Origin of the sequence: Polaromonas sp. (genome assembly GCF_013817205.1) — a bacterium.
Taxonomy (GTDB): Bacteria; Pseudomonadota; Gammaproteobacteria; order Burkholderiales; family Burkholderiaceae_C; genus Polaromonas.
The window spans coordinates 1-26,036 of sequence record NZ_JACDDD010000027.1; the positions used below are offsets into that span (position 1 = coordinate 1).

Here is a 26,036-nt window from a genome sequence, read left to right on the forward strand (position 1 = left end):
CACTGCTGATTGCCGCAACCCTGAGCGCGGGCACGGTGCTGGCGATTGCCGCGCTGGGCCTGTTGATCAACGAAAAAGCCGGCATCGTCAACCTGGGCGCCGAAGGCATGATGCTCTGCGCCGCCATCGCCGGTTTTGCCACCGTGGTGCACACCGGCAACAGCTGGCTGGGGTTTGCCGCTGGCATGGCCGCTGGTGCGGTGCTGGCCGCGATCTTCGGCGTGCTGGTGATCTGGCTCAACACCAATCAGTACGCAACCGGGCTCGCGCTCAGTCTGTTCGGCGCCGGCTTCTCGGCCTTTGCAGGTATCAGTTATGTGCAGGAAAAGTTGCCCGAACAGGCGCGGCATGTGATTCCCTGGCTGGGTGACTTGCCCTTTGTCGGGCCGGCCTTGTTCCGCCAGCACCCCATGGTCTACATCGCGATGGCGCTGACGCTGGGTTTGATCTGGTTTTTGTATCGCACCCGCGCCGGGCTGGTGCTGCGTTCAGTCGGCGAAAGCCCCGAGTCGGCCCACGCCCTGGGCTACCCGGTGCGGCGAATCCGGCTGATGGCCGTGGTGGCGGGCGGCGCCTTGTGCGGGCTGGCGGGCGCCTATGTGTCTGTCATCTACACGCCGCTGTGGGTAGAGGGCATGATTGCCGGCAAGGGATGGATTGCGCTGGCGCTGACCACCTTTGCCACCTGGCGCCCGGCACGGGTGTTGCTTGGTGCCTACCTGTTTGGCGGTGTGACCATGCTGCAGTTTCATTTGCAGGGGCTGGGCGTGGATGTGCCGCCCCAGTTTCTGACGATGTTGCCCTACCTGGCCACCATCGTCGTGCTGGTGCTGATCTCGCGCAATCCGCGCTGGATCAGGCTGAACATGCCGACGTCCATAGGAAAACCCTTCTACCCCGGTTCATAATCGGATTTTTTCGCCAATTGTTTAACTTGCTACAGGAGACGAGATGACTGACTTGCAAAAACGTTCGATGCTCAAGCTGGCTGCGCTTTCCGCAGTTGCTTCGGCCGCGCTGATAGGCTGCGGCAAAAAGGAAGCGCCAGCCCCTGCGCCTGCCCCCGCACCCGTTGCAGCACCGGCACCGGCCAAGCCGGAGCCACTGAAAATTGCGTTTGCCTATGTCGGCCCGGTCGGTGACGGCGGCTGGACCTTCGCGCACGACAACGGCCGCAAAGCCATCGAGAAGGAATTCGGCGACAAGATCGTCACCAGCTTCGTCGAAAAAGTGCCGGAGTCTGCAGACGCCGAGCGTGTGATCCGCGACATGGCCGGCCAGGGCAACAAGCTGATCTTCGGCACCACATTCGGCTACATGGAGCCCATGCTCAAGGTGGCCAATGACACCAAGGGCGTGAGGTTTGAACACGCCACAGGCTACAAGACCGCAGAAAACATGCGCACCTATGACAGCCGCACTTACGAAGGCGCCTACATGGCCGGCGTGATTGCCGGCAAGATGAGCAAGACCGGTACGCTGGGCGTGGTTGGCTCGATTCCTATCCCTGAGGTGGTGCGCAACATCAATGCCTTCACACTTGGCGCGCAGTCGGTCAACCCCAAGGTCACGACCAAGGTGGTGTGGGTCAACGAGTGGTTCAACCCGCCCAAGGAAACCGAAGCCGCCACCGCGCTGATCAACGGCGGCGCTGACGTGCTGTTCCAGAACACCGACTCATCTGCCGTGCTGCAGACTGCCGAGAAGATGAACAAACGCGCCTTCGGCTGGGATTCGGACATGACCGCTTACGGCCCGAAAGCCCACCTCGGTTCGGCCATCATCAACTGGGGCCCCTACTACATCAAGGCGGTCAAGGAAGCGCTGGACGGCACCTGGACCACCGGGCAGAGCTGGTGGGGCGTCAAGGAAGGTGCCATCGACATGGTGTCGATTGCGGCCGACGTGCCTGAAGAAACCAAAAAGCGCGTTGACGAGATCAAGGCCGGCCTGAAGGACGGCAGCTTTTCGATCTGGAAAGGCCCGATCATGGACAACACCGGCAAGGAACTGATCGCCAAGGACGTGGTCGCTGACGACAAGTTTCTGGGCGGCCTGAAAACCTACGTCAAGGGCGTGGAAGGCAAGGTTCCGGGCAACTGAGGCAGCCCTACAGCGGTGGGCGGCATGGCCGCCCCTGCTTGCTGGCCCAGGCTGCCTTGTGCAGCCTTTTTTTATTGACGCATGTGAGGGGAGGGGCAGTGGCTGGACATCCGATCGGCTCTTTCGAGCCTACACAACCACAGGAAGACCATCAGCAGGCTGCACGCTCAGAGGCCGCGCTGGCGCCGTCCTATGTGCCGAATGCGGTCCCCGCGGTGGTGCGGCTGTTCTATGCCTTGCTTGCGCTGACCTGGACCGGCTGGGCGATGATTGGTCTCGTGTCGGGTCACATGTTTTTCATGGTGTCACGCGGGGGCCCGGTCCACTTCGAAGGGCTGGCCGCAATGCTTTTTTGTGCAGCCGTTCTGCTGGCTGCCTTCCAGTGCGTGCTGCCCATCATCGACCATCACGACCAGCGCGACAACGAAGCCGCTTACAAGCGCGTGCGCAAGACGATGGCATGGGTGGCTGTGATGGTGCTGGTGGCTGCCCTCACCTTTGGTTGCATCCCTCCCTGAACAATCAGGCATGGGCACGGGGACTGCTCGATGGCAAGGGCCTGGCCGATCTGGGGCGGGTGCGCTGGGTCGCCGAACATCTGGGTCCGCTGAGCGAGCAACTGCGTTTATGGGCCTTTATGAGCTCTCTGTGGCTTGTGTTCTGCGGGGTGGTGGGCAAGACCTGGCAGGTCTTGTCGGGGAACAACATCGCGACCGGTGCGGCAAAGCACACTTGGTGGTCGCTTGTCCTGCTGCATGTTGTCCTCACACCGGCCGTGGTCGCTTTCGGGCTCAACCTGGTGTACGACATCGCAAGCGGAGAACTTGCCAACAGTGTCAGGAACCCCGACGAACTTCCCCAGCGTCTCGCCTGGATGTATTCGATGCTTGTGGCAGTGCTGGGGGCTGGCCTGTTCATCACGCTCGCCACCCTGATGACCTTGCTGCGGGCGGCCGGGCTGGTCGCCGGACCGGAGGAGACAGCGTCGGACGCCTAAATTGCGGTAGACCCTGCCCGCTGCGATACTGAGCCTTATGCACTCACTTCCCCCAACCCTTTCTCCCGCGCGCCTGCCTGCGCTGCTGCAGGCCATGCCCAAAGCCGAGCTGCATATCCACATCGAGGGCTCGCTGGAGCCGGAGCTGATTTTTGCGTTGGCCCAACGCAACGGCGTGAGCTTGCCGTACGCGGACGTGGAGGCGCTTCGCAGCGCCTATGCGTTTACCAACCTGCAGAGCTTTCTGGACATCTATTACGCCGGTGCCAGCGTGCTGATTCAGGAGCAGGACTTCTACGACATGGCGCAGGCCTATTTCGTGAAGGCCGCTGCCGACAATGTGGTGCATGCCGAGCTGTTTTTCGACCCGCAGACACACACGGCGCGTGGCGTGTCGATGGAAACAGTCATCAATGGCCTGCACCGCGCCTGCGTGGATGCTGAAAAAGAGCTGGGCGTCAGTGCATCGCTGATCATGTGTTTCCTGCGCCACCTCAGCGAAAAAGAAGCTTTCGAAACCCTGGAGCAGGCGCTGCCTTACCGCGACAAAATCATCGGCATCGGCCTGGACTCCGGCGAGGTCGGCAACCCGCCGGAAAAGTTTGCGCGGGTGTTTGCGCGTTGCCGCGAACTGGGCCTGCGCCTGGTTGCCCACGCAGGCGAGGAGGGGCCACCCGAATACATCTGGACCGCGCTGGACGTCCTCAAGGTCGAACGCATCGACCACGGCGTGCAGGCGATCAAGGATGCCGCACTGATGCAGCGCCTGGCGAAAGACCGCATTGCGCTCACGGTGTGCCCGCTGTCCAACCTCAAGCTGTGTGTGTTCCCGGACTTGGCGCAGCACAACCTGCGGCAGTTGCTGGATGCCGGCCTGGCTGCAACCGTCAACTCGGACGACCCGGCTTACTTCGGCGGCTACATGAACGCCAATTTCACGCAGACCTTTGCGGCTGTTGGCATGGATGCGCACCATGCCTACACCCTGGCGCGCAACAGCTTTGAGGCGAGTTTTATCGACGATGCGGGGAAGAGCCGCTACATCGACCGTCTGAATGACTGTTTCGAAGGGTTCCGCCGCTGAGGTGCTGCCCGCTACCCGCCTTCAGAGCATTTGCATGGCTGGGCCTTCGGGTTCGGGTGGCAGGCCCAGCACGGTGCGTACCACATGCATCAGCGCATCGGCCTCAAAGGGTTTGGTGACATAACCGTCGGCGCCAGCGGCCAGGCCCTTGAGCACCGACTCGCGTGTCGCCTTGCCCGTCAGCATGATGACCGGCACGTCCTTGAGCGCCGGGTGTTGACGCAGGCGCAGCAGGATGTCGAAGCCATCGGCATCGGGAAGCACGACGTCAAGCAGGATCAGGTCGGGCGGGGGCTGTTTACGAAACTCGGCCACGACCTCCTCCCGGTTCCCGGCCACCCGCACCTTGAAACCCTCGAAGCTCAGGTAGCTCTGGATGAATTTGGCCAGCATGGGCTCGTCGTCAACCACAATGGCAGACAGTTCCTCGCCTGGTTCCCTGGGTTTGGCCGGGCCGCGCGGTCTGGCGATCCTGACGTAGTAGCCGGCTTTTTTGAGTGAGGCCGCGCCTGCGTCGGCCTCGGCCTCGGCTTGTGTCACGGCGAAATGATTCATCCGGGCGGTGAATTGCTCGGTGAAGGGGTCGACTTCCGCGATGGCGACCAGCTTGTCGTTCTGCAGGGTCATGAACGCCGCAGTGAACGCGCCGCTGGACACGCTTGTCATGCCGGTTCTGAGTTGGCCCAGCGTCAGAGAGCCGTCAATCCTGACCAGCAATTCGAGCGTGGCCGGCTCGAGGGTGCTGGCACCGCTGCGCAGCGCTTCCTGCCCCCGGGTGGTCAGTGCATAAATGTCGTTGTCATTCATCATTCGGCTTGGTTGGACGAGGGCCCTGTTGGGGGGATATTTCGTGAGATTATCGCCTTTCGAGGCGGGGGAAGCCAGTACTTGCCTTGGGGGCCTACCACACCGTACCATCTCAGGCCTGAATGACGCAACCCCTATGAAACGTCTTGTCCTTACCTTCTTCCTGATGTGCCTTGGCTTTGGTGCTGCCGCCCAGTGGACGCCAGTAATGGTCGATGAGATGGTGATTACCTATATTGACCGCAACAGCCCGCGTGGCAAGGGCGGCCAGGTCCGCATGTGGTGGCTGATGGACTACCAACTGGTCCAGATTACCGATGAAAAGGGCTACTTCTCGCGCCTGAATCACAGCGAATTTGACTGCAAAAACCAGCGCTCGCGCTTGCTGTCGGTCGCGCTGCTGTCGGAACGGATGGGCATGGGACAAGTGGTGTTCGAAGACCCGTTTCCGCGCAAGTGGGAGGCGGTGCAGGATGGCAGCTTTCAGGACGCCTTGTTCGATATCGCCTGCATCAATTATTGACTTGTCCGTCTCCCGCCTGATTCAGGGCGTTGTGCCTTCGTCCTACGGTCAATTGGCTGCTTTCCGACAGAGTCAAGCTGGCTGGCGACGTACAAATCGAGTTAGCCACAGCAGTGGCAAGTAACTACCAAGGAAACCACATGTCATCCAATAAAAGTCCCGCCAACACACGCTCTGAACACGCTGGCTCTTCAAGCAAGCAGGGCAATGAACAACAGTCTGAAAAACGCGGATCCAGCCAGGTCGACCAGGCAGCTGCGCAGGGCAAGGTGACGGGACAGGCTCCCAAAGGGGACGGAAAGGAACGTCAACAGGCTTCCACCGGGAAGTCCTGATCACGGAATCGATGGGGGCTGAGTCCCGTTCGCCCTAGGGCCGCCCTAGTATCCGACAGAGCGCTGCCGGCTGAGCTCACTGTGTGATGGCATTGATGCCGCTGCGCATCAGCCGCGCGACGCGCGCAGCCTGCGCATCGCCGTTGGCTTCGAGCGCGGCAATAACGCCGAGTCGGTCTTCGACCGATCGGTCCTGGTTGAGCTTGAACTTGCCTTCGAGCGTTGACAGGGGAATCCGCATCGCCGCGATCATATCCAACCGGGGCGCCACGAAGGCCAAGGGCATCGCATCGAAGTCCCACGCGCCCTTCACCGGCGTTTCGTAGAGCGCCACCCTGCGGCGCAGCACGGCATGCAAGGCCTCGTGTTCCTCGATCAGTTGCGGCCGGCCGCCCGCATGGATCGCGCAGTAGTTCCAGGTCGGAAAGGTGCTCTGCCGCACATACCAGCTCGGCGACACATAGGCATGCGGCCCCTGGAAGATGACCAACGCCTCGCAGCCGTCGCGCAGGTCCTGATACTGGGCGTTCTTCTTCGACAAGTGCGTCGTCAGCACGCCCAGGCCATCATCCTGCGCATCGAGCAGGAAAGGCAGATGGCTCGCGTGGACGCCGGCCGCACCCGAGGTCACGAGCGTGGCGAAGCTCCATTCGCGCATGCCGGCGTGCAGCGTGGCGAGATCGTTCTCGGCATAGGGGGGAGGCATGTACATGTGGGCGTCCTTGCGCGATGGTCAGGTAGAGGCCAGCGTGGCGAGCCAGCGGACCGAGTCATCGAAAGCTCGGCAAGCCACATCGGCGATGGCCACTGCTTCAAGAAAGCCGTGCACCGTGCCGGGGTACAGCGTTGCCTGTACCGGCACCCCGGCGGCCGTGAGGCGTTTCGACATCTCCAGGTTGTCGTCGTGCAGCGGGTCGCATTCGGTCATGACCAGGCAGGCCGGCGGCAAGCCCGTCAGGCGGGCCTCGATGCTGGCCAGGCGCGGATCGCTGAAGTCCTCGGGCCGGCGCAGGTAAAGGCCGTAGAACCACACCATCATGTGCAGCGTCAGCCCATACTCACCCGCGCCATAACGCGCCATCGACTCGCGATACAGGTCGGTGCTGTAGACGCCGTAGTTCAGCAGCATGCCGAGCGGCAGCAGCCGGCCTTCGTCGCGCAAAGTGAGGCAGGTGCCGACCGACAGGTTTGCGCCGGCTGAATCGCCGCCGATGAAGAGTTGGACGGGGTCGATGTCCAGCGCCGGCGCGTTGTCGGCCAGCCAGCCCATCACGTCCACGCATTCGTCCAGGGGCTGTGGGAACGAGGCTTCCGGTGCGCGGGTGTAGTCGATGCCGATGACGGCGATGCCCGCGCGGCCCGCGTATTCGCGCATCACGCGGTCGTGCGTGTCGAGGCTGAAGAGCACGAAGCCGCCGCCGTGGATGTAGATCAGCGCGCCACGCAGTGTGCGCGTTTCGGGGTAATGCACACGGATGCGGACATTGCCGTGGCGCGTTGGCACCGCGTGCTCAATCGTCCGGGCCATGACCGGGCCGCCCTTTGTCCACGGCGCGCGCACCCTCTCGGCGTTGGCGCGCCCTTCGTCAATAGGAATGGTGTGGCGCTTGGGGTAGCGCCCACCTTCGGCCGCCATGCGCTGCATGTACTCCACGATCTGCGGGTCCAACGGTGGCGGCGCGCAGGGAGCGCGCCAGGCGGCGGGCAGGGGTGATGACATAAACAGAACCTTCTAAAACGAGGAGAGGGCGGAAGTCAGCGAGGCCAAAGGCCGTGGCGTTGCCTCCAGCAGTGCCCGGGTGTAGTCGTGGCGCGGGGCGTCGAACACCGCGTCGCGTGTCCCCTGCTCCACGATGCGCCCACGCTTCATCACGAGCACGCGGTCGGCAATCTGTTCCACGGCCGCGAGGTCGTGGCTGATGAAGAGGCATGCGAAACCGTGATGTGCCTGCAGGCTTTGGAATAGCTGCAGCACCTGTGCCTGGATGGTCATGTCGAGCGCGGACACCGGTTCGTCGCCCACCACGAAGGCCGGCCGGCGCACCAGCGCGCGTGCGATGGCCACGCGCTGGCGCTGGCCGCCCGACAGCTCGTGCGGAAAACGCCCGCCGAACTGGGCGAGACCGACTTCGTCGAGCGTCTCGTCGGCACGCCGTACGGCGGCGGCCGCATCCAGCGCCGGCAGGTGGCGCAGCGGCTCGGCCACGATATCCCGCACGCGCATGCGTGGGTCCAGCGACGAGAATGGGTCCTGAAAAACGAGCTGACATGCCAGCCTGAAGCGGTGCAGCGCCGCACGGTCGACGCTGCGCACGTCTTCGCCGCGAAACAAAATCTGCCCGCTTTGCGAGTCGACCAATCGCAGGATCGCGCGGCCCAGCGTGGTTTTGCCGGAACCGCTGCCGCCCACCAGCGCCACCATTTCGCCCGCGTGGATGTCGAGGTCGATTTCGTCGACCACGCGCTGCGGCGCATGGTGCTTGAAGAGCCCCGCGCGCTTGCCAGGGTAGCTCACGCACAAGCCACGCACTTGCACCAGCGGCTGCGGCGCGCTTGCCGCGGCCTTGGCTGGCTGCCGGCGCGGAAGCGCATCCACGAGTTTGCGGGTGTAGGCCTGCTGCGGCGCGATCAGGATGTCGGGCACGCCGCCGGTTTCGACCAGCCGGCCCTTCTCCATGACGATGGCGCGTTGCGCATAACGCCCCACCAGGCCGAGGTTGTGGGTGATGAGCAGCACCGCCGTGCCTTGGTCTCGCGCAAGGCCGACCATCAGGTCGAGCACTTCGCGCTGGCTCAGGGTGTCCAGCGCGGTGGTCGGCTCGTCGGCGAGCAGCAGGCGGGGCTTGAGCAGCATCACGCTGGCCAGCATGATCCGCTGACGCATGCCGCTGGAGAACTCATGCGGGTAGGCGTTCATGCAGCGCTCGGGGTCGGCGATCTGCACGCGGCGCAGCATGTCGAGACAATGCGTGCGGATCTCCGGCGCCGACAGCTTCGTGTGCATGCGCAGGCCCTCGGCCATCTGTTCGCCGATGCGGTGCACCGGGTTGAGCGACACCATTGGCTCCTGGAACACCATGCCGATGCCCGGCCCGCGGATCGGGCGCATGGCCTTCGGGTCGCACGTGCTCAGGTCTTCGCCGTCGAACACGATCTGTCCGCCGGTCTGCGCGATGCCGGGCGGCAGCAGCTGCAGGATGGCGCGCGCGGCCATGGTCTTGCCGCTGCCCGATTCGCCCACCACGGCGAGGAATTCACCGGGATACACATCGAACGAGAGGTCGTCTACCAAGGGCTGCGTGCCGCCGCGCACTTCGAGCCTGAGTTGCTGTACCGAGAGCATTGGCCGGATGAATTGTTCTGGCATCTTCATGACGGTACTGTCCTCGGGTCTAGGCGATCGCGCAGCGATTCGCCCAACAAGTTGATGCCCAGCAGCGTCATCGCGATGGACAGGCCGGGCACGACGCAGAGCCAGACGGCCGACGCCATGTAGGGGCGCGCGCTGGCGAGCATGTTGCCCCAGGTAGGTGCCGGGGGCGGCACGCCCAGCCCGAGAAAGCTCAGCGCGCTTTCCGACAGCAGTACCCAGCCGAACATGCTGGTGGCCAGCACTGCGACGGGCGCGATGCAGTTGGGCAGTATGTGTCGCCACATGGTGTAGGCCTCGGAGTTGCCGATCATCCGCGAGGCCTCGACGTATTCGCGCTCACGCAGCGACAGCACGGTGCCGCGCACCACGCGCACCACCGAAGGCGCATAAGCCAGGCTCAGCGCCAGCACAATGCCCCATTGGTTGGCGCCGACGATGACCATCACGCCCAGTGCCAGCAGCAGGCCCGGAAAGGCCAGCAGCGCGTCGTTGAGTGCCATGAGCACGCGGTCGGTCCAGCCGCGCACGAAGCCCGCGACCACGCCCACCAGCAGGCCGATCGAGGTCGCCAGCGTTACTGTGAGCAGCGCGATGAGGCAGCTTGTGGATGCGCCCCGCATGGCGCGACTGGCCACGTCGCGGCCGAACTCGTCGGTGCCCAGCCAATGGGCCGCCGAGGGTGCCTGCAGCTTGCTGCGCAGGTCGATGCCCAGCGGGTCGTAGGGTGTCCAGACCGCGGCTACCACCGCCAGCACCAGCAGCACCGCGATGAGCGCACCGCCGATGAGGGTATGTGTCTTGAGTTTCATCATTGCACGGACACTCGCGGATCGAACAGCGGATAACACATATCCACGATCAGGTTGATGACGACGTAGATGCAGGCCGTGAACAGCAGGCAGCCCTGTAGAACGGGGTAGTCGCGCGCGAAAATGGCGTCGATCATCAAGCGCCCCAGGCCGGGCAGCGTAAACACGGTCTCCAACACCGCGATGCCGCTGAGCAGGTGGCCGAGGATCAGCCCGATCATGGTGAGCGTGGGGTTGAAGGCGTTGGGTAACACATGGCGGCGCAGCACTTGCGCTTCGGGCACGCCCTTGGCGCGCGCGTGCGTCACGTATTCCAGCCGGAGGATCTCGATGGTGCTTGCGCGCGACATGCGCGTCAGCACGCCGGTCTCGACCAGCACCAGGGTGATGATCGGCAGTATCACATAGAGGACACCTTGCGAAAAGTTCTCCGACATGGGCACATAACCCACCACCGGCAGCCAGCCCAGGAACTGGCCGAAGAACATCAGCAGCAGCAGACCGAGCCAGAAGCTGGGCACTGAGAGCATCAGCGTTGCCGCGCCTATGATGGCGAGGTCGGTCGCGCTGTCCTTTCGCCAGGCAGCGATCAAGCCCGCCGGCACGGCGATCAGCGAGGCCAGTGCCACGGCAGTGAGCACGATGGCAGCGCTCACGTGAAAGCGTTCCAAGATCAAGGGCAGCACCGCCAGTCCGTTGGTGGTGGACACGCCCAGATCGCCGCTCAATGCGTTGCGCAGCCACACGAGAAACTGCGCCACCAGGGGCTGGTCCAGCCCCATCTGGTGGCGCATGAGATCGATCTGCGCGGCGTCGGCGCCTTCGCCCAAAACGAGCTGAACCGGGTCGCCCGGAATCAGCCGCATCAGCGTGAAGACCGCGATGGCAACCAGCAGCAGCGTCGGGATCGTCATCGCGATCCGGCGCAGGAGGTAGGCGGGCATGTCAGGGCCCGCCTCAGGAGCGTGCGTCCAGCCGCACGTTCCAGAACCTTGGCTTGGCGGTGGCCCAGCCCTTGAAGCCCGTTACGTTCTTTCGCATGGCCGTGGTGTCGCTGGCGTTAAACAGCACAATCATCGGTGTGTCCTGCAGCATCTGGCGATGGATCTCGTCGAACAGCGCCTGGCGCCGTGTCTTGTCATTCGAGGTCATCGACTCGGCGAGACGGGTCTTGACGAAGGCGCTGTCCCAGACCTTGCGCGGCTGGCTGGCCTTGGCGCCGGAGACCATCTCGTAGTTGAGCGAAGGATCGACGCGCGACGAATACACGAAGGCCATGGTCTGGTACTGGCCCTTGGTATAGCGGTCGAGCTGAGTGGCCCAGTCGAGCACTTCGAGTTCAATGTTGATGCCGGCTTCCGAAGCCATGGCCTGGGCCAGCACGGCGGCCGAATACAAGGCCTCATAACGTTTGTTGGCGAGCATGCGGATCGGTTGGCCGCGATAGCCGGCCTCGGCCAGCAGTTTCTTCGCCGCGCCCAGGTCCCGCTTGTAGCCGGTGGCCTGCACCTGGCTGTAGTAGGGGCTGGCCGACGGCACGACCGAGTTGTTGACGGGCGAAAGGCCTTCGGTCACCGTGCGTGCGATTTCCGGTGTGTCCAGTGCGAGGGCAAGCGCGCGGCGGATGCGCACATCCTTGAGCACCGGGTCGTTGGTCTGGATCAGCAGTGCCACCATGGTCATCACTGGTGTGCTGTCTATCGTCAGGTCGCTGCGACCACGCATCTCGATCACGTCCGAGGGGCTCGGGCTGATGAAGGCGTCGATGCCGCGGCTGTAGAGTGCGGCCTTGGCGGCCGCCGAGTCGGGAATGACGACGAAGCGCAGGTTCTCGATCTCGGCCTTCTTGCCGCCGGTAAGTCCATCGCGCGACTCGGCGCGCGAGGCGTAGCCGTCGAAGCGTGTCAGCTCCACGTACTGGCCGCGCTTCCACTCCTTGACCTTGTAGGGCCCGGTGCCCACGGGCTCCTTCCATTGCCCGTCGGCACTTACCGAGCTGCGGTGCAGCACGGCGGCGCTGCCGCAATCAGGGCGCGCCATCATCGAGAGGAACAGGCCGCTGGCGCGTTCGAGTTTGAAGACCACGGTCTTCGGATTGGGCGCCTCCACGGCGAGCACCTTGGTCATCCCCTTGCCGTCGAACTCGGACAGGCAGCGCCAGCCGCTGGTGGGCGTCAGGTAGCGCTGCCAGCTCCACACCACGTCGTCTGCCGTGAGCAGCGCACCGTTCTGGAACTTCACGCCGTCGCGCAGCGTGAAGGTGTAGGTCAGGCCGTCGGCGGAGGTGTCCACACGGCTGGCCAGCATGGGGCCGACCGAGGTGTCCTCGCGTAGCGCGACCAGGCCTTCGACCACGTGCATGAGCACGGTGTCGGTGTTGTCGTCGCGGTTGCCGCCGGGCTCAGTGGAGCGGATGTCGGAGTTGATCTGTATCCGCAGCGTCTGTGCTGCGCCGTTCTGGGCCAGGGTGGTGCCGGCGGCGAGGCACAGGCCCAAGGCCGCGATGCGCATAGTCCAGCGCGCAAGCGTGGTAGGGGTGGCGTAGGTGCTGGCTGGTACCAGGCTCGGGGCTGCGTCGGCGGCCGGGCTATATCGGGGCACGTTCATGGGAACACTCCTGGTGTCGGCTGGGCAGGTCAAAGGGAATACTCGGTGAAACGGTGCGCCTTGAAGGGCGCCGGTGCAATGCGCATCTTCCGTGCCGCCGGGTCCATCACGATCGTGGCGACGGTCGCCGACGAGGCGCCGCCCGGGCCCGCGCTCGGGCTTCGGCACACCGCGCGCGGCGCGCCGAAGCGGTCTTGCAGCGCATCGAGCACATCCTGTTCGGTGAGGTCGCCTGTGCGTGCACGCAGCGCCTCAGTCACGCGGCGGTCGCGGTAGAGCGAGTCGGGCGTGGTTTCCAGGCTGCGATCCACAACGCGCGCCAGGGCTGCCGACGTCTTGAAGTGGTTGGCATGCACCAGCAGGCCGGCCTCAGGCTGCTGCCAAAAGACCTGGTCGGGGCAGGTCTCAAGGCTCACCGCCTCGCCCTCTGCATGTGTGACGATCATGTTGTTGGAGATCGAGCGCGCAGTGCGGCACACCACGCCAAGCGCGTCGGCGTAGAGCTCCGACTGCAGGATGCCGCGCCGGATCAGCGCCAGCGGCACGCCTTGGCGCGTCCCGTCGCCATCGGCCCTGATGAAGTTGCCTGTGACCGCGATGCCGTGGCTGTTGAGCCCGGCGCGCGCCAGCGTGCCCGCTTCGGCAAAGGTAAGCATCGCGGGCCCCTTGGCCGGCTGGATGCGCAGCACCACGCCGAGTTCCAGGCTTTCGACGCGCCAGTCCCAATTCTGCGCATGGATGAGCTTGCCGTCGCGCGCGGCGGACGGCATCACCACCACACCGGTGCAGCCGTCGGGTGGCTCGCTTGCTTCGAGCTGTGCGAAGGCATAGAGCATCTCGCTGCGCGCATTGAGTGCCACGATGTCCTCGGTGGGTACGCCCGCACCGGCCGCCAGGCCCTCGATCTCGCGCAGCATAGCTGCGTCGAAGGCTTCGATGACCGGGATGAAACGCCGTGCGAGTGCCCGGGTGCGCTCCCAGTCGAGGCCCACGCGCTCGAAGGCGAGGCGGTAGGTGCGCAGGCTCAAGTCGATGCGGTCGCCGGCTGCGCGGCCGTACTGCTGGCCGCATTGGTGCGCGTCGCCCTCGATGTCGTAGAGGGGGAACGATTCGATGTCTGTATCCATATTCATGTCTCCTTTTTCTTTCTCTTCTTCTTTTTTTTTCTCTTCGGCCCGGCGCTCAGGCGGGCGTGTCCGTTGGCTGCGCAGTCTGCGTGATGGCCGCTCGCAGGCTGTCGACGATCTGGTCGATGTGCTTGCGCTCCATCGTGAACGGCGGCGATAGCGCGATGGTGTCGCCCACCGCGCGCACGAGCACGCCGCGGTCCAAACACTGCTGCGCCACGGCCTGCGCATGTGTGCCCGGGCCGTCGGCCCAGGGTTGCAGCTCGATGCCGCCGAGCAGGCCCACGTTGCGGATGTCGATCACGCCCGGCAGACCCCGCAGCGAGTGCACGGTGTCTTCGAAATACGGCGACAGCGCCGCAGCCTGGGCGATGAGGCCGTCTTCGAAGTAAGCGTCCAATGTGGCCATGGCTGCGGCGCAAGCCAGCGGGTGGCCCGAATAGGTGTAGCCGTGCGACAGCTCGACGGCGCTGACGCTGCCCTGCATGAAGGCGTCATGCACGGCGTCACGCATTAACACCGCGCCCATCGGCACGGCGCCGTTGGTCAGGCCCTTGGCGGTGGTGATGATGTCCGGCGCCACGTCGAACAGGTTGGCGGCAAAGTTGGCGCCCAGGCGGCCGAAGCCGGTGATGACCTCGTCGAATATCAGCAGTACGCCGTGTTTGTCGCAGATTTCACGCAGACGCTTCAAGTAGCCGCTCGGCGGCGGCAACACGCCTGCGGAGCCCGCCACGGGCTCGACGATCACCGCCGCCACTGTCGATGCGTCGTGCAGCGTCAGCATGGCTTCCAGCGTATCGGCTTTGTCGAGCCCATGCGCGGGCTCGCCGCGAGAAAACGCGTTGCGCCCCAGGTCGTGCGTGTGCGGCAGATGGTCGACGCCGTTCAGCAGCGGACCGAAGGTGCTGCGCTGCCGGCCGATACCGCCCACAGAAATGCCGCCGAAGCTTACGCCGTGGTACGAGCGCTCGCGGCCGATCAGGCGGTAGCGGCCGGCGTCGCCGCGTGCGCGGTGGTAGGCCAGCGCAATCTTGAGCGCGGTGTCGACCGACTCGGAACCCGAGTTGGTGAAGAAGACGTGGTTCATGCCCGCTGGCGCGATCTGCGTCAAACGCTCCGCCAGCTCGAAGGCCGCCGTGTGGCCGATCTGGAAGTTCGAGGCGTAGTCAAGCACGTCGATCTGCGCCTTCAGCGCTGCGCTCACCCGCGGATTGCGGTGCCCGGCATTCACGCACCAGAGGCCGGCAATGGCGTCGAGCACGCGGCGGCCGTCGGCCAGATCGTAGTACAGACCTTCGCTGCCGACGATGAATCGGGGCGATTGTTTGAACTTGCGGTTCGGCGTGAAAGGCATCCAGAACGCGTCGAGCGAGGGCGTCGCCCGATGGGCGGTGGAAGGGGGCGGAGACAGGGTGTCGGCAATGGCCACGAGATGGTTCCTCTGTTGGAAGCGACCCGGCGCCCGGGTCAGCATGGGCCGATCTTGGCATGCAAATTGTATTTTTGACATGATATATACATGTTCTTTTGTGGACAAAAATACAAAACAGATGCCATGATTGGCTCCATGCCAATGACCCGCGGAGAAACATGGATGGCCCACCCGGTGGACAAGACGATCCCGCCGCTCACGCAGCGCGTGAGCCGCTACATCCTCGACCAGGCGCTCGCCGGATGTTATGAAAACGGCCGCCACATGACCGAGGCCGATCTCGCGGGCAGGCTCGGCATCTCGCGCACGCCGGTGCGCGCTGCGCTGCGGTTTTTGCACGAACGGGCCCTGCTGGCGCACGTGCCCAACCGCGGCTACAACCTCCATGCCGACCGCGAGGCGCTTGGGCTCGCGCGCCGCGCGATGCCGGAGGACGAAGAGAAAACGCTCTACTACCGGCTGCTGCGCGACCGCCTCTCGGGCAAGCTGCCAACCCGTGTCAACGAACTGGAACTGGCGCAGACCTACGGCGTGGGCCGCGCCTTGCTTCGCAATGTGATGACCACGCTGCTGCAGGACGGCGTGCTGCGCGGGCGTCACTACCAGCGTTGGGAATTCACCGAGACGCTGGACTCGGTCGAGAGCGAACGCGAGAGCTACCGCTTTCGTCTGACGGTCGAATGTGCCGCGCTGCGCGAACCCGGCTTCCAGGTCGACCGCGAACGGCTGCTGGCCTGCAGGGAGCGGCAGCAGGCGCTGGCGGCCCATGCGCCGCGTTATTCGTGGATGGACTTTTTCGAGGCCAACGCGCAGTTTCATGAACTACTCGCGAGCGCCTCGGGCAACCGTTTCATCCTCGATGCCGTGCGACAGCAGAACCGGCTGCGGCGCATGTCCGACCTGTCCGACTATCCGCTCGTGAACATCGACGTGTTGTGCAAGTCGTGCCACGAGCACCTCGAAATCCTCGACGCGGTCGAAGACAACAAGCTCGAAATCGCCGCGGAGCACATGCGCGCACACCTGAACCGCGCCAGCGACCTGCTTGAGCGGCGCGTCATGGGCGAGCTTGGCGCCCTGGCCGAATGAAAGCCGACATGAACCGGACCCACAAACCGACAGCCAATGAATCCACCGCGCTCGCCGACGGCTCGCAGGCTGGAGCTACCGCAACATGTGGTGGGTCGCGCACGACCGGCACGGCAGCTTCACCGCGCAGAGCATCCACGGGCAGGCGCTGCATATCGACCCGACTGCCGAGATGGTGATCCCACGTTTCGCCCCGCATCCGCTTGCCGCGAACGCCCACCTGCCGACTTCGATGCCAGTGTTCCGCGCGCTGGGCCAACCCCTGATGCGCCATCCCGGCATGTCATTTTCCTGAGGAAGCACTTCATGTCATCGAGCTACGCGCACCTGCTGCGGGGGAAGGCCTTTCTTCGCGGCCAATGGATAGACGCGCTCGACGGGTGCGTTTTCAATGTAACCGATCCGGCCGGTGGTCGCCTGCTGGGCACGGTGCCCGACATGGGCGCCGACGACGCACGCGCCGCCGTCGCGCATGCCCACGCGGCCGGCCCGGCCTGGCGCGCGCTGCCGGTGCAGGTGCGCGCGGCGCACCTGATGGCGTGGCACGCGCTGATCCTGAAGGAATCCGAAGCGCTGGCTGCCCTGCTCAGCGCGGAGCAGGGCAAGCCATTGGCCGAGGCGCGTGGCGAGGTGCTGCACGGCGCCGCCTATCTCCACTGGTTTGCGGAAGAAGCGCGGCGCATCCAGGGCGACGTGCTGCCGCCGCCGGTCGGGGGCAAGCGCATGCTGGTCACCAAGGAACCGATCGGCGTCGTCGGCGCGATCACGCCCTGGAACTACCCCAACAGCATGGTTACGCGCAAATGCGCGCCGGCACTGGCGGCAGGCTGCACCATGGTCCTCAAGCCGGCCGAGTCGACACCTCTGTCGGCGCTGGCGCTGGCCGCGCTCGCCGAACAGGCCGGCCTGCCGTCCGGCGTGCTCAATGTCGTCACCGGCGACCCGAAGGCGATCGGCACGATGCTGGCGACGCATCCGCTGGTGCGCAAACTGTCCTTCACCGGCTCGACCGCCGTCGGCAAGCTGCTGTCGCAGCAGGCCGCGGGCACGGTCAAGCGGCTGTCGCTGGAGCTCGGCGGTAACGCGCCTTTTATCGTTTTCGATGACGCCGATGTGGAGCGCGCGGTCGATGGCGTGCTGCGGGCCAAGTTTCGCAACGCCGGCCAGGCCTGCATCAGTCCCAACCGGCTGTTCGTGCAGGCGCGTGTCCACGATGCTTTCTGTGCCCGCCTGGCGGAGAAATCCTCCGCGCTGCAGGTCGGCAGGGCGTGCGAACCGGGTGTTGCGATGGGGCCACTGATCCATGAGCAGGCACTCGCGCGGGTCGCGGCACTGGTCGATGGCGCCGTGGCCGAGGGTGCTCGCGTGCTCACCGGTGGCCTGCGGCTCCCGCTCGACGGCCCCTTCTATGCGCCGACAGTGCTTGTCGACGTGCGGCAGGACATGCGGATCTCGGCCACCGAGGTGTTCGGCCCGGTCGCGCCGGTTTGCCGCTTCGAGACCGAGCAGCAGGTGCTGACCTGGGCCAACGACACGCCCTACGGTCTTGCTGCCTATGTCTACACCGCCGACATGCGGCGCATTTTCCGCATGCTCGACGCGCTGGAGTGCGGCATGGTGGCCATCAACGACACCGCCATGTCCAACGAGGGGGCGCCTTTCGGCGGCGTCAAGGAATCCGGCTTCGGCCGCGAAGGCTCGAGTTACGGCCTCGACGACTACTTGGTGCTCAAGTACGCCTGCATCGGCGGGCTGGACTGAAATTGGCCCCAAGGTCGCTGCTAGCGTGTAGCTCCCTGCCCCCCGAGGGGGGGAGCTGCGCCTGCGGCCCGGCAAAGACGGTTCTGCGGCCCCGGCTGGTAGGGGACAGCTCCGAGGCCTTTCAGGCCGCCCTCGCGGGGTGCTTCGTCGCTGGAAAGCTTGAACGGCTAAAATAGTGCCTCACCCGCGTGCTGTCCCGACGCGCTGGGGTTTTCATTTTTCGGGGCCATGTAGAGGACCACCATGTATAAAAACCTCGCTGCCGCGCTCGCGGCCGCCTGTTTTATTTCGCCTGTTTTTACCCAGACTGCTGCGCCTGTGAAGCCGCCGCTGAAGATCGGGTTTGTTTATGTCGCCCCCATCACGGATGCCGGCTGGGTGCGCCAGCACGAAGACGCGCGCAAGGCTGTCGAAGCGGCGCTGGGCGACAGGGTTACAACCACCTATGTTGAAAACGTCACGGAGGGCGCCGACGCCGAGCGTGTGATCCGCGACCTGGCACAGCAGGGCCACCAGTTGATCTTCACGCCAAGCTTCGGCTACATGGAACCCACGCTCAAGGTGGCCAGGGACTTTCCCAACGTGAAGTTCGAGTCCATCACCGGCTACAAGACGGCGCCCAATGTGGCGGTGGCCAATGCGCGCTATTACGAAGGCCGCTACCTGGCGGGCCTCGCTGCCGGGCGGCTGGCGTCCAGCGCCGGTTATGTCGCGGGCTTCCCGATTCCCGAGGTGATTCAGGGCGTCAATGCCTTCACGTTGGGCATGCGTTCGGTCAATCCGCAGGCGACGGTGAAGGTGGTCTGGCTGGGCGCCTGGTTCGACCCGCCGCGTGAGCGCGATGCCGCGATGACGCTCTTCAACCAGGGCGTCGAAGTGATCACCTTTCACACTGGATCCACCGCCGTGATGGCTGCCGCGCAGGAGCGTGGCAAGCTGGCGATTGCCTACCACTCGGACATGCGCAAAGTCGCACCCGACGCCCAGGTGCTGGCCGTGACGCACCAGTGGGGCGACTACTACACCCGGCGCGCGCAGGCGGTGCTGAACGGCAACTGGCAAAGCGGCACGGTCTGGGGCGGCGTGAAAGAGGGCATGATCCGCGTCGACAGCTTTGGCCCCAAGGTGCCGAGGAAGGTGGCAGACGAAGTGCTGGCGCGCCAGCGGGATATTGCCAATGGCAGGCTGCACCCCTTCCATGCGCGTACCGCCCTGCTGGACAACGAGGGCCGCGAGCTGCTGGCCGCCGGCAAGACGCTGACGGACGAGCAGATCCTTGGGATGAACTTTCTGGTGCAAGGCGTGCAGGGAAGGCTGGCGAAAACGCCATGAGCTACCAGATCAAGGAGATTTTCTACACACTGCAGGGCGAGGGCTGCAACACTGGTCGTCCCGCTGTGTTCTGCCGCTTTGCCGGCTGCAACCTGTGGTCGGGCCGCGAGCAAGACCGGGCCACCGCTGTCTGCCGGTTTTGCGACACCGACTTTGTCGGCACCGACGGGACACTGGGCGGCAGGTTTGCCGACGCCGAGTTGCTGGCCGGTCAGATCGAAGCCCTGTGGCCGGCCGGTGCCGGGCATCGACTGGTGGTGATGACCGGCGGGGAACCGCTGCTGCAGCTCGATGCCGCCTTGATAGCCGCTCTGCATGTGCGCGGCTTTTCGATTGCCGTGGAAACCAACGGCAGCATCGCGGCGCCCCCCGGCATAGACTGGCTCTGCGTCAGCCCGAAGGCGGGTGCGCCCTGGGTTCAGCGAGAGGGCCAGGAGCTCAAGCTGGTATGGCCGCAACCAGGGTTTGATCTGGCAGAGCTGGAAGCCGCCAACTTCACCCAACGCTACCTTCAGCCCATGGACAACCCGGAACGCGCAGGCAACACCCAGGCCTGCATTGCCTTGTGCATGCAGCGGCCCGCCTGGCGCCTGAGCCTGCAGACCCACAAGATCACAGGCATCCGATGAGGTACACCATCAGCCAGAAGTTTTTCTTCGACGCGGCCCACACACTCAGGCGCGAGATCGAAACCGACAGCAGCCGGCGCGTGCATGGCCACACCTACAACGCCGAAGTTTTTCTGAGCGGGCAGCCCGATCCGGACTCCGGCATGGTGATGGATCTGGGTTTGGTGCGGCTGGAAATTGAGCAGATCCGGCAACTGCTGGACCACCACCTGCTGGACGACGTGGCTGGGCTGGGGCCGGCCACGCTGGAAAACCTGTGCCATTTCATCGCCCACAAGCTGCAGCCGCGCCTGCCGGCACTGAGTTCGGTGCGGGTGTGGCGCGAGTCCGTGGGCGACAGTTGCATGTGGAGCCTATAGTCCTTATTGGCTCTGGCTTATGGGCAAGCCCGACCACTGCAGTATTCTTGTGAACATGAAAGCCTGGCGCGCCTCCGTCCTCTACTTTGCCGATCCGGCGCAAGCCGTGCTGGAGACCGACGGTCTGCTGGTGGTCGGCCCCGACAGCGCGGGCCGACAGGTAGTGCAGGCTGTGGGCAGCTACAGCGCGCTCGCGCCGCGTTTTCCCGGCCTGGACATCACCCACCTGCCGGGCCGCATCATCGCGCCGGGTTTTGTGGACATGCACATCCATTACCCGCAGCTCGATGTGATCGGCTCGCCAGCCGAAGGCTTGCTGCCTTGGCTGGAAAACTACACCTTTCCCCATGAAAGCCGGTTTTCGGACGCTGCGCACAGCACGGAGGTGGCCAGTTTTTTTGTGGATGAGCTGCTGCGCCACGGCGTGACGACGGCGCTGGCTTTTGCCACCTCGCATCCGGCGTCGGTCAATGCGCTGCTTGGCGAGGCGCAGCGCCGCAAGCTGCGCATGATCGCCGGCAAGGTGCTGCAGGACCAGAACTCGCCCGACGGCGTGCGTGATGACACCGAGCAGGGCCTGATTGACACCGAGGCGCTGATCTCCCGCTGGCACGGTGTGGACCGGCTGGGCTACGCGATCACGCCGCGTTTTGTGCCCAGCTGCAGCGAAGCGCAGCTGCGCGGCGCCGGTCAACTGGCCGCCAGATATGCCGACGTCTGGATCCAGTCGCACGTGGCAGAAAACAAGGACGAGGTCGCCTGGGTGAAGGAGCTCTACCCCCAAGCACGCAGCTACCTCAGCGTGTATGAACAGTTCGGTCTGCTGCGCCCGCGCGCCGTTTACGCGCACTGCATCCACATCGACGATGAAGACCGCGCGCTGATGCGTAGCACTGGCACGGCGGCGGCCGTCAGCCCGACCAGCAACCTGTTTCTGGGCAGCGGTTTTTTCGACTACCTGGGGGCGGACCGCACCGGCTTTCTATATGGGCTGGCCAGCGACGTGGGCGGCGGCACCAGCTTCAGCCCCTTTCACACCATGCTGGCGGCCTATTACGTGGGCAGGGAAGGGCAGACCAAGGCTGGCGTCTCGCTGAGCCCGCAGCAACTCTGGTGGCAACATACCGGCGGCGCGGCGCGGGCGCTGGGCCTGGAGGGTGTGGTGGGCAACCTGGTGCCCGGCTGCGAAGCCGACTTTGTGATTCTCAATCCCCAGGCGACCCCGCTGCTGGCGCGCAAGACGGCGCAGGCCGGCAGCCTCGACGAGTTGCTGTTCGCGCTGATCGTGCTGGGCGACGACCGGGTCATCGAACAGGTCGTTATTTCTCAAGCCAAATCGGCCTCTGGCCCATAACTGGCGTGCGCAAGCAGCTATAAAAAGTATAGCGAATCAAACCCGGGTCGGCGCCTGTTCTGGCTTGCCTACAATCGAGGCAACCTGAGGAATTTCCTGACATGAGCATCAAAAGCGACAAATGGATACGCCACATGGCCGAGACCACCGGCATGATTGAGCCCTTCGAGCCGGGCCAGATCCGTGAGAGCGAAGGCCGCAAGATCATCAGCTACGGCACTAGCAGTTACGGCTACGACATCCGTTGCGCGCCCGAGTTCAAGGTCTTCACCAACATCCACAGCACGGTGGTCGATCCGAAAAACTTCGACGAAAAGAGTTTTGTCGACTTCCACGGCGACAGCTGCATCATCCCGCCCAACAGCTTCGCGCTGGCCCGCACGGTCGAGTACTTCCGCATCCCGCGCAACGTGCTGACCATCTGCCTGGGCAAGAGCACCTACGCCCGTTGCGGCATCATCGTCAACGTCACGCCCTTCGAGCCAGAGTGGGAAGGGTATGTAACGCTGGAGTTCAGCAACACCACGCCGCTACCCGCCAAGATCTATGCTGGTGAAGGCTGCGCGCAGGTGCTGTTTTTCGAAAGTGACAAGGACGACGTCTGCGAGGTCAGCTACAAGGACCGCGGCGGCAAGTACCAAGGGCAGAGCGGGGTGACGCTGCCCAGGGCGTAAAGACGCGGGCACTCGCCCCTTTGCAAGAAAAAGAAGCTGACAAGGTCAGTTTCTTTTCCCTGGGGCCTGATGTGGCGCTTACTTGACAAGCAGCACCAGCGCGCCCAGTTGTCATGCCGGAGTGGATGCGGCATTCATCCGCGCCGGGGAAGACGTCGGCCCTTGAGGCACGGATTGGGTCAAGCCCGCAATGACAACTACTACTTGTTCAATCCCTTCTCGCGCAGATGCCGCGCCAGCCCGCAGTAGCCGTCCTTGAACAGCAATTCGTTTTCCAGCTTGGCAGGCAGCAGCTTTTCCTTCAGCGCCTGCGCCGCCTGATTGCCCTGGTGCTGCCGCACGAACCCGATGGCCCGCTCGAACTTCGATACCTCGGCGCGACAGGGGTCTTGGGCGTGCAGGCTTAAATCCGCAGTCGTGCCCTGCGAAAAGGCCGCGCACGGCAGGAGTAGCGCTGAGGCCAGGGCGGGGATGTACTTCATGCAAAACCTCCAACCACAACTTGGCAAGTGTGCTGGGAGCCGGCTCATTCGCCATAGGCGAGTCCGTATGGCGACTATGGCGGATTCGGTATTGACAAGGCGCGAGTGACAAGCCTCTCGCCAAGGGGGGGGCACGCTCAATACCAAAATGGCGTCAGGAACTCAAGAATGTCTATCGCGACGACGTCTGCGAGGTCAGCTACGAGGACCGCGGCGGCAAGTACCAAGGGCAGAGCGGGGTGACGCTGCCCTGGGCGTGAGAAAGAACCCGACGCTTAAGCAAACCCCGCAGCGGAACAATGCGAAACGCTGCAATGCCTTCTAACCGGTCTGCCAGACGCCCAGCGCGCCCAGCCCCTGCGGCTTTTGCAGACGGGATTGGGCCTTCGCATCACCGATCAAATGTGCCCCCCACCAGTCCGTGGTGATGCGCGTGACCAGCATGTGGTGTTGAACTTGTAACTGACTCGAGATCACCTCGCGCGGCAGTATGCTTGCGGCGCGGCCCGTTGCGCCGGCAAAGGTCATGTGGTCGGCGTCTTTGAGCAACAACATTGCCTTGTTGCCCGCTGGCAAAACGCCAAACACGGCGGCGCGCCTGTCTGGCGTGGCATTGTTGCCCGCCACGTCCTCGTCCCGCGTTCCGGTAATGCAGAGAGTGGGTCGGGTCACGTTTGCAAATGCCTGCACCCATCACTCTCGGCCGGCAGCGCAGGTGACAAGGCGATCAGCGCGGCGATACGCGGCTCGCGCAAGCCCGGCTGTCCGGGGTAGGCCTGACCGCCGATGCCGAGCGTCGTGTGGGCTCCAAATGAATGACCTGCCATGCCAACCCATTCGGTACGGACAGATCGCCAAGCTTTCTCGGTCATCTTGCGCCTGGCCATTTCATCCAGCGCGAACGCCACGTCTTGCAGCCTGGCCAAAAGCTGGGTGGCATTGCCCACTGACCGCAGCGCCGCCCGATCCGCGAAACCGCCGCTGACACCGCGTACCGCATCGATGTCGCTACCTCCATGTTGCAAATGCAACACCACAAACCCGTTCTGCGTCCAGGCCTCCCCCCACACTTCTCCACCAGAACGCGAGCCTCCCAAACCATGGGAGTAAATGATCACCGGCCAGCCATCCGCAGGCGCGGCGCCCTGCGGCCAGCGGATGCGCACTGGCACCGCGCGCTGGCGATTTGCGTCCAGCCAGGTCTCGTCGGTAGATGAGGCAGCTTGCGCAAAAGCCAGCGGAGTGGCCATCAGCCCCGCTGCTGTGGCCAGCGCCTGCCGGCGATTGGGGTGCGTGATGGTGTTTCGCATGAACCAATACTGCGACAGTTCTGGAAAGCTGGCTTCAGGGGAAGTAGCTACTTCACCAGCAGCACCGGCACCTCGGCATCGGTCACCACACGCTGGGCCACGCTGCCCATCACGGCGCGGCCCAGCCAGCCGTGGCCGTGGGTGCCCATCATGATCATGTGGGCCTTTTCCTTTTTGGTGGCGCGCAGGATCTCGGCGGTGGGTGTGCCCACAACGGCCACGGTCTTGAAGGCAATCTTGTGGCGCTTGAGAAAACGCTCGATGGGAGCCAGCACCTTTTGTGATTCCTCGGCATGGTAGGCGGCAACTTCGGCCGAACCAAGCATGCCGCTGACACGACCGGGCACCGGCGCCTGCACGTTGAGGATGACGACCTCGCCGTCAGGACCGGCCAGATTTTCGTGGGTGACGAGAAAAGCCAGGGCCTTTTTGGTGTATTTGCTGCCGTCGGCGGCGAAGACTATTTTCATAAAGTTTCCTTGGTGAGAAAGCCGTCAGCGTAACACCAGCACCGGCACGCTGCTGTGGGTGAGGACATGCTGGGTCTCGCTGCCGAGCAGCAGGCGCTTGATGCCCTTGCGTCCATGCGAGGCCATGACGATCAGGTCGCATTTGTGTTTTTTGGACTGGGGTACACGCGCGGCGGGCGGGCTGCTGGCGGCGGCGGCCTGGGCGCTGTGGGCCGACGCCTTTCACCGCTTTGGCGAGTGGTGCGGGCTGGTCTGAGTCACTGCTTTCCCGCGCGCAAAGCGGTGCGCGCCGCCCCCAGGTCCCAACCGGCCCAGCCGCAGCTTTTGAACAGCACCGGGCCGGCGGGACGCGTGGCTCTGCCACCGATGACGTCGGCCAGGGTGGCGAAGCTGCCCACCTCCAGCCCGGCCTGCAGCAGGTCGCCGGCTTCGTGAAGCGCATCGGTCGTGTCCACCACTACCGAGCCGGTCTCTGCGATGTGCCGGCACAGTTCGGCGCCAAGCTCGACCATGTCCGGGGTGAAGGCCCCGACCGCGCTGATGAAACCATCGCGTCGCGGCAGCGCCCGCAGCACGACGCCACTGGCCGGGGTGCAGGTCACGGCGAGCGGGCACTCTGCCAGCGCGGCATTGGGATCGTCCGTCACATGCGCCAGCAGGCCCAGCGACCGGGCGTGCTCTGCAAGTGCCAACGCGCTGGAAGCGCTGCGCGAGGCGATAACCACCTCGCTGATGCTCAGGCCAGCGGCAAATGCCTCAATGTGCGCCCGACCCTGCACCCCGGCGCCGACAATCAGCAGCGGCCCGCTGGTATTGGGTGCCAGTCGCTGCGCCGCGAGCATGGTCACCGCAGCGGTGCGCCTGGCGGTGACGGTCGGCCCGTCCAGCACCAGGCGGCGAGCGCCACTGGCGATGTCAAACACCATCACGTCGCCCTGGATGGTCGGGCGCGGAGTGCCCGCATTGGCGGGTGTGAAAGTGATCAGTTTTGTGATGGCAAGCCGGCTGTCCATGGCCGGCATGACAAACAGGCTGCTCCCACCGGCCAGCCGCTGGACCAGCCGTTCCGGCACCTGTACCGACTCGTCAGCCAGCAGCGCGGCGAGCTCCGCCACCAGGGCGGGATAGGGCAGCCGCGCTGCTGTCTGGGTGGCGTCCAGCAAGGAGAGGGTGTCGTTCATGCAGGGATTATGGACGCGACAAATGGGTCCGTGCGCAGGCGCGGAAGTCGGATGGGGATGGGATTGCCAAGGCGGATTTCGCAGCCAATAGTCGGCTTGGCAAGAGATTGAGCGCAGCAGAGCTCCCGAGCCCGGCTGATCGCGCCCTCCAGGGGGCTGGTTCTGCGCTTCCTCAAGCCGGAAAGCGCATGCGGC

30 protein-coding genes and 2 pseudogenes are annotated in these 26,036 nt (G+C 64.5%); 17 read left to right on the top strand and 15 right to left on the bottom strand.

Going from position 1 to position 26,036, the window contains the following annotated elements:
• The first annotated feature begins 2 nt into the window (after positions 1–2).
• The 5 genes from H0W47_RS08260 to H0W47_RS08280 are packed head-to-tail and all read left to right on the top strand — an operon-like array spanning position 3 to position 4,184.
• The gene (locus H0W47_RS08260) at positions 3–908 is read left to right on the top strand and encodes an ABC transporter permease (RefSeq protein WP_296922977.1); all 906 of its coding nucleotides are present in this window, start codon (positions 3–5) and stop codon (positions 906–908) included.
• Positions 909–951: 43 nt separating this feature from the next.
• Entirely contained in the window at positions 952–2,103 is a 1,152-nt protein-coding gene (locus H0W47_RS08265; RefSeq protein WP_296922981.1) for a BMP family ABC transporter substrate-binding protein, read from the top strand.
• 38 nt (positions 2,104–2,141) lie between these two features.
• Positions 2,142–2,621 carry a hypothetical protein gene (locus tag H0W47_RS08270; protein ID WP_296922984.1) on the top strand — a complete coding sequence of 160 codons (480 nt, stop codon included), beginning with the start codon at positions 2,142–2,144 and terminating at the stop codon, positions 2,619–2,621.
• Entirely contained in the window at positions 2,606–3,100 is a 495-nt protein-coding gene (locus H0W47_RS08275; RefSeq protein WP_296922987.1) for a hypothetical protein, read from the top strand. Before H0W47_RS08270 ends, H0W47_RS08275 begins: the two co-directional genes overlap by 16 nt.
• Positions 3,101–3,137: 37 nt before the next feature.
• A complete protein-coding gene (locus H0W47_RS08280) occupies positions 3,138–4,184 on the top strand; it encodes an adenosine deaminase (RefSeq protein WP_296922990.1) in 1,047 nt (348 codons plus the stop codon).
• 21 nt (positions 4,185–4,205) lie between these two features.
• On the opposite strand, the gene H0W47_RS08285 is transcribed toward H0W47_RS08280, so the two are convergent.
• On the bottom strand, positions 4,206–4,991 hold the full coding sequence (locus H0W47_RS08285) for a response regulator transcription factor (RefSeq protein ID WP_296922992.1): 786 nt from the start codon (positions 4,989–4,991) through the stop codon (positions 4,206–4,208).
• A gap of 136 nt (positions 4,992–5,127) precedes the next feature.
• On the opposite strand from H0W47_RS08285, the gene H0W47_RS08290 reads away from it, so the two are divergent.
• On the top strand, positions 5,128–5,514 hold the full coding sequence (locus H0W47_RS08290) for a surface-adhesin E family protein (protein WP_296922995.1): 387 nt from the start codon (positions 5,128–5,130) through the stop codon (positions 5,512–5,514).
• Positions 5,515–5,654: 140 nt separating this feature from the next.
• Positions 5,655–5,849, top strand: a complete 195-nt coding sequence (locus H0W47_RS08295; protein WP_296922998.1) for a hypothetical protein — start codon at positions 5,655–5,657, stop codon at positions 5,847–5,849.
• Positions 5,850–5,925: 76 nt separating this feature from the next.
• On the opposite strand, the gene H0W47_RS08300 is transcribed toward H0W47_RS08295, so the two are convergent.
• Genes H0W47_RS08300 through H0W47_RS08335 form a run of 8 tightly spaced genes read right to left on the bottom strand, consistent with a single transcriptional unit; the run spans position 5,926 to position 15,122 of the window.
• Positions 5,926–6,561: an FMN-binding negative transcriptional regulator gene (locus tag H0W47_RS08300; protein WP_296923000.1), complete on the bottom strand. Its 636-nt coding sequence runs from the start codon at positions 6,559–6,561 to the stop codon at positions 5,926–5,928.
• Between the two features lie 21 nt (positions 6,562–6,582).
• On the bottom strand, positions 6,583–7,569 hold the full coding sequence (locus H0W47_RS08305) for an alpha/beta hydrolase (RefSeq protein ID WP_296923003.1): 987 nt from the start codon (positions 7,567–7,569) through the stop codon (positions 6,583–6,585).
• Positions 7,570–7,581: 12 nt separating this feature from the next.
• A complete protein-coding gene (locus H0W47_RS08310) occupies positions 7,582–9,222 on the bottom strand; it encodes an ABC transporter ATP-binding protein (protein ID WP_296923005.1) in 1,641 nt (546 codons plus the stop codon).
• A complete protein-coding gene (locus H0W47_RS08315) occupies positions 9,219–10,031 on the bottom strand; it encodes an ABC transporter permease (protein WP_296923008.1) in 813 nt (270 codons plus the stop codon). The genes H0W47_RS08310 and H0W47_RS08315 overlap by 4 nt, the downstream gene beginning before the upstream one ends.
• Positions 10,031–10,975 (bottom strand): ABC transporter permease, encoded by a 945-nt coding sequence (locus H0W47_RS08320; RefSeq protein ID WP_296923012.1) that lies wholly within the window; start codon positions 10,973–10,975, stop codon positions 10,031–10,033. Before H0W47_RS08320 ends, H0W47_RS08315 begins: the two co-directional genes overlap by 1 nt.
• 13 nt (positions 10,976–10,988) lie before the next feature.
• The gene (locus H0W47_RS08325) at positions 10,989–12,638 is read right to left on the bottom strand and encodes an ABC transporter substrate-binding protein (RefSeq protein WP_296923016.1); all 1,650 of its coding nucleotides are present in this window, start codon (positions 12,636–12,638) and stop codon (positions 10,989–10,991) included.
• A gap of 29 nt (positions 12,639–12,667) precedes the next feature.
• Positions 12,668–13,771: a C45 family peptidase gene (locus H0W47_RS08330; protein ID WP_296923019.1), complete on the bottom strand. Its 1,104-nt coding sequence runs from the start codon at positions 13,769–13,771 to the stop codon at positions 12,668–12,670.
• A 49-nt stretch (positions 13,772–13,820) separates the two neighbouring features.
• Entirely contained in the window at positions 13,821–15,122 is a 1,302-nt protein-coding gene (locus H0W47_RS08335) for an aspartate aminotransferase family protein (protein WP_296923105.1), read from the bottom strand.
• A gap of 213 nt (positions 15,123–15,335) precedes the next feature.
• On the opposite strand from H0W47_RS08335, the gene H0W47_RS08340 reads away from it, so the two are divergent.
• The 8 genes from H0W47_RS08340 (at position 15,336) to dcd (H0W47_RS08375) (ending at position 22,398) form a co-directional block, all read left to right on the top strand.
• Entirely contained in the window at positions 15,336–16,289 is a 954-nt protein-coding gene (locus H0W47_RS08340) for a GntR family transcriptional regulator (protein ID WP_296923022.1), read from the top strand.
• Between the two features lie 85 nt (positions 16,290–16,374).
• Positions 16,375–16,584, top strand: a complete 210-nt coding sequence (locus tag H0W47_RS08345) for a hypothetical protein (RefSeq protein WP_296923025.1) — start codon at positions 16,375–16,377, stop codon at positions 16,582–16,584.
• Positions 16,585–16,595: 11 nt separating this feature from the next.
• Positions 16,596–18,050 carry an NAD-dependent succinate-semialdehyde dehydrogenase gene (locus H0W47_RS08350; RefSeq protein WP_296923028.1) on the top strand — a complete coding sequence of 485 codons (1,455 nt, stop codon included), beginning with the start codon at positions 16,596–16,598 and terminating at the stop codon, positions 18,048–18,050.
• A gap of 243 nt (positions 18,051–18,293) precedes the next feature.
• The gene (locus H0W47_RS08355; RefSeq protein WP_296923030.1) at positions 18,294–19,382 is read left to right on the top strand and encodes a BMP family ABC transporter substrate-binding protein; all 1,089 of its coding nucleotides are present in this window, start codon (positions 18,294–18,296) and stop codon (positions 19,380–19,382) included.
• Entirely contained in the window at positions 19,379–20,011 is a 633-nt protein-coding gene (gene queE, locus H0W47_RS08360; RefSeq protein ID WP_296923033.1) for a 7-carboxy-7-deazaguanine synthase, read from the top strand. The genes H0W47_RS08355 and queE overlap by 4 nt, the downstream gene beginning before the upstream one ends.
• Positions 20,008–20,370 (top strand): 6-carboxytetrahydropterin synthase, encoded by a 363-nt coding sequence (locus H0W47_RS08365; protein WP_296923036.1) that lies wholly within the window; start codon positions 20,008–20,010, stop codon positions 20,368–20,370. The genes queE and H0W47_RS08365 overlap by 4 nt, the downstream gene beginning before the upstream one ends.
• A 55-nt stretch (positions 20,371–20,425) precedes the next feature.
• Positions 20,426–21,724 (top strand): guanine deaminase, encoded by a 1,299-nt coding sequence (guaD, locus tag H0W47_RS08370; RefSeq protein WP_296923106.1) that lies wholly within the window; start codon positions 20,426–20,428, stop codon positions 21,722–21,724.
• A 101-nt stretch (positions 21,725–21,825) separates the two neighbouring features.
• A complete protein-coding gene (gene dcd / locus H0W47_RS08375) occupies positions 21,826–22,398 on the top strand; it encodes a dCTP deaminase (protein WP_296923039.1) in 573 nt (190 codons plus the stop codon).
• 200 nt (positions 22,399–22,598) lie between these two features.
• Here dcd (H0W47_RS08375) and H0W47_RS08380 read toward each other — a convergent pair whose 3' ends face one another.
• Positions 22,599–22,880: a hypothetical protein gene (locus tag H0W47_RS08380; RefSeq protein ID WP_296923041.1), complete on the bottom strand. Its 282-nt coding sequence runs from the start codon at positions 22,878–22,880 to the stop codon at positions 22,599–22,601.
• A gap of 179 nt (positions 22,881–23,059) precedes the next feature.
• Between H0W47_RS08380 and dcd (H0W47_RS08385) the strand changes: the two are divergent.
• Positions 23,060–23,140: pseudogene (gene dcd / locus H0W47_RS08385) on the top strand (dCTP deaminase); the annotation flags it as partial.
• A gap of 61 nt (positions 23,141–23,201) precedes the next feature.
• Here dcd (H0W47_RS08385) and H0W47_RS08390 read toward each other — a convergent pair.
• From H0W47_RS08390 to H0W47_RS08405, 4 genes and pseudogenes are all read right to left on the bottom strand, one after another.
• Complete coding sequence (locus H0W47_RS08390; protein WP_296923044.1) at positions 23,202–23,552, bottom strand: hypothetical protein; 351 nt, start codon at positions 23,550–23,552, stop codon at positions 23,202–23,204.
• Positions 23,549–24,190: a hypothetical protein gene (locus H0W47_RS08395; RefSeq protein WP_296923047.1), complete on the bottom strand. Its 642-nt coding sequence runs from the start codon at positions 24,188–24,190 to the stop codon at positions 23,549–23,551. Before H0W47_RS08395 ends, H0W47_RS08390 begins: the two co-directional genes overlap by 4 nt.
• A gap of 47 nt (positions 24,191–24,237) precedes the next feature.
• Complete coding sequence (locus H0W47_RS08400; RefSeq protein ID WP_296923051.1) at positions 24,238–24,660, bottom strand: universal stress protein; 423 nt, start codon at positions 24,658–24,660, stop codon at positions 24,238–24,240.
• Between the two features lie 24 nt (positions 24,661–24,684).
• Positions 24,685–24,816 (bottom strand): annotated as a pseudogene (locus H0W47_RS08405) (universal stress protein); the annotation flags it as partial.
• Here H0W47_RS08405 and H0W47_RS08410 point away from each other — a divergent pair.
• On the top strand, positions 24,785–24,916 hold the full coding sequence (locus tag H0W47_RS08410; protein ID WP_296923055.1) for a hypothetical protein: 132 nt from the start codon (positions 24,785–24,787) through the stop codon (positions 24,914–24,916). The pseudogene H0W47_RS08405 and the gene H0W47_RS08410 overlap by 32 nt on opposite strands.
• Before the next feature lies 1 nt (position 24,917).
• Here H0W47_RS08410 and H0W47_RS08415 read toward each other — a convergent pair whose 3' ends face one another.
• The gene (locus tag H0W47_RS08415; protein ID WP_296923058.1) at positions 24,918–25,841 is read right to left on the bottom strand and encodes a delta(1)-pyrroline-2-carboxylate reductase family protein; all 924 of its coding nucleotides are present in this window, start codon (positions 25,839–25,841) and stop codon (positions 24,918–24,920) included.
• Positions 25,842–26,036: the final 195 nt, after the last annotated feature.

Coding starts and splice junctions, on each gene's coding strand:
- H0W47_RS08265 (WP_296922981.1), top strand. CDS start 952: ATGACTGACTTGCAAAAACGTTCGATGCTCAAGCTGGCTGCGCTTTCC.
- H0W47_RS08280 (WP_296922990.1), top strand. CDS start 3,138: ATGCACTCACTTCCCCCAACCCTTTCTCCCGCGCGCCTGCCTGCGCTG.
- H0W47_RS08285 (WP_296922992.1), bottom strand. CDS start 4,991: ATGAATGACAACGACATTTATGCACTGACCACCCGGGGGCAGGAAGCG.
- H0W47_RS08290 (WP_296922995.1), top strand. CDS start 5,128: ATGAAACGTCTTGTCCTTACCTTCTTCCTGATGTGCCTTGGCTTTGGT.
- H0W47_RS08295 (WP_296922998.1), top strand. CDS start 5,655: ATGTCATCCAATAAAAGTCCCGCCAACACACGCTCTGAACACGCTGGC.
- H0W47_RS08300 (WP_296923000.1), bottom strand. CDS start 6,561: ATGTACATGCCTCCCCCCTATGCCGAGAACGATCTCGCCACGCTGCAC.
- H0W47_RS08305 (WP_296923003.1), bottom strand. CDS start 7,569: ATGTCATCACCCCTGCCCGCCGCCTGGCGCGCTCCCTGCGCGCCGCCA.
- H0W47_RS08310 (WP_296923005.1), bottom strand. CDS start 9,222: ATGAAGATGCCAGAACAATTCATCCGGCCAATGCTCTCGGTACAGCAA.
- H0W47_RS08315 (WP_296923008.1), bottom strand. CDS start 10,031: ATGAAACTCAAGACACATACCCTCATCGGCGGTGCGCTCATCGCGGTG.
- H0W47_RS08320 (WP_296923012.1), bottom strand. CDS start 10,975: ATGCCCGCCTACCTCCTGCGCCGGATCGCGATGACGATCCCGACGCTG.
- H0W47_RS08325 (WP_296923016.1), bottom strand. CDS start 12,638: ATGAACGTGCCCCGATATAGCCCGGCCGCCGACGCAGCCCCGAGCCTG.
- H0W47_RS08330 (WP_296923019.1), bottom strand. CDS start 13,771: ATGAATATGGATACAGACATCGAATCGTTCCCCCTCTACGACATCGAG.
- H0W47_RS08335 (WP_296923105.1), bottom strand. CDS start 15,122: ATGCCTTTCACGCCGAACCGCAAGTTCAAACAATCGCCCCGATTCATC.
- H0W47_RS08340 (WP_296923022.1), top strand. CDS start 15,336: ATGCCAATGACCCGCGGAGAAACATGGATGGCCCACCCGGTGGACAAG.
- H0W47_RS08345 (WP_296923025.1), top strand. CDS start 16,375: ATGTGGTGGGTCGCGCACGACCGGCACGGCAGCTTCACCGCGCAGAGC.
- H0W47_RS08350 (WP_296923028.1), top strand. CDS start 16,596: ATGTCATCGAGCTACGCGCACCTGCTGCGGGGGAAGGCCTTTCTTCGC.
- H0W47_RS08355 (WP_296923030.1), top strand. CDS start 18,294: ATGTATAAAAACCTCGCTGCCGCGCTCGCGGCCGCCTGTTTTATTTCG.
- queE (WP_296923033.1), top strand. CDS start 19,379: ATGAGCTACCAGATCAAGGAGATTTTCTACACACTGCAGGGCGAGGGC.
- H0W47_RS08365 (WP_296923036.1), top strand. CDS start 20,008: ATGAGGTACACCATCAGCCAGAAGTTTTTCTTCGACGCGGCCCACACA.
- guaD (WP_296923106.1), top strand. CDS start 20,426: ATGAAAGCCTGGCGCGCCTCCGTCCTCTACTTTGCCGATCCGGCGCAA.
- dcd (WP_296923039.1), top strand. CDS start 21,826: ATGAGCATCAAAAGCGACAAATGGATACGCCACATGGCCGAGACCACC.
- H0W47_RS08380 (WP_296923041.1), bottom strand. CDS start 22,880: ATGAAGTACATCCCCGCCCTGGCCTCAGCGCTACTCCTGCCGTGCGCG.
- H0W47_RS08395 (WP_296923047.1), bottom strand. CDS start 24,190: ATGCGAAACACCATCACGCACCCCAATCGCCGGCAGGCGCTGGCCACA.
- H0W47_RS08400 (WP_296923051.1), bottom strand. CDS start 24,660: ATGAAAATAGTCTTCGCCGCCGACGGCAGCAAATACACCAAAAAGGCC.
- H0W47_RS08410 (WP_296923055.1), top strand. CDS start 24,785: ATGACGATCAGGTCGCATTTGTGTTTTTTGGACTGGGGTACACGCGCG.
- H0W47_RS08415 (WP_296923058.1), bottom strand. CDS start 25,841: ATGAACGACACCCTCTCCTTGCTGGACGCCACCCAGACAGCAGCGCGG.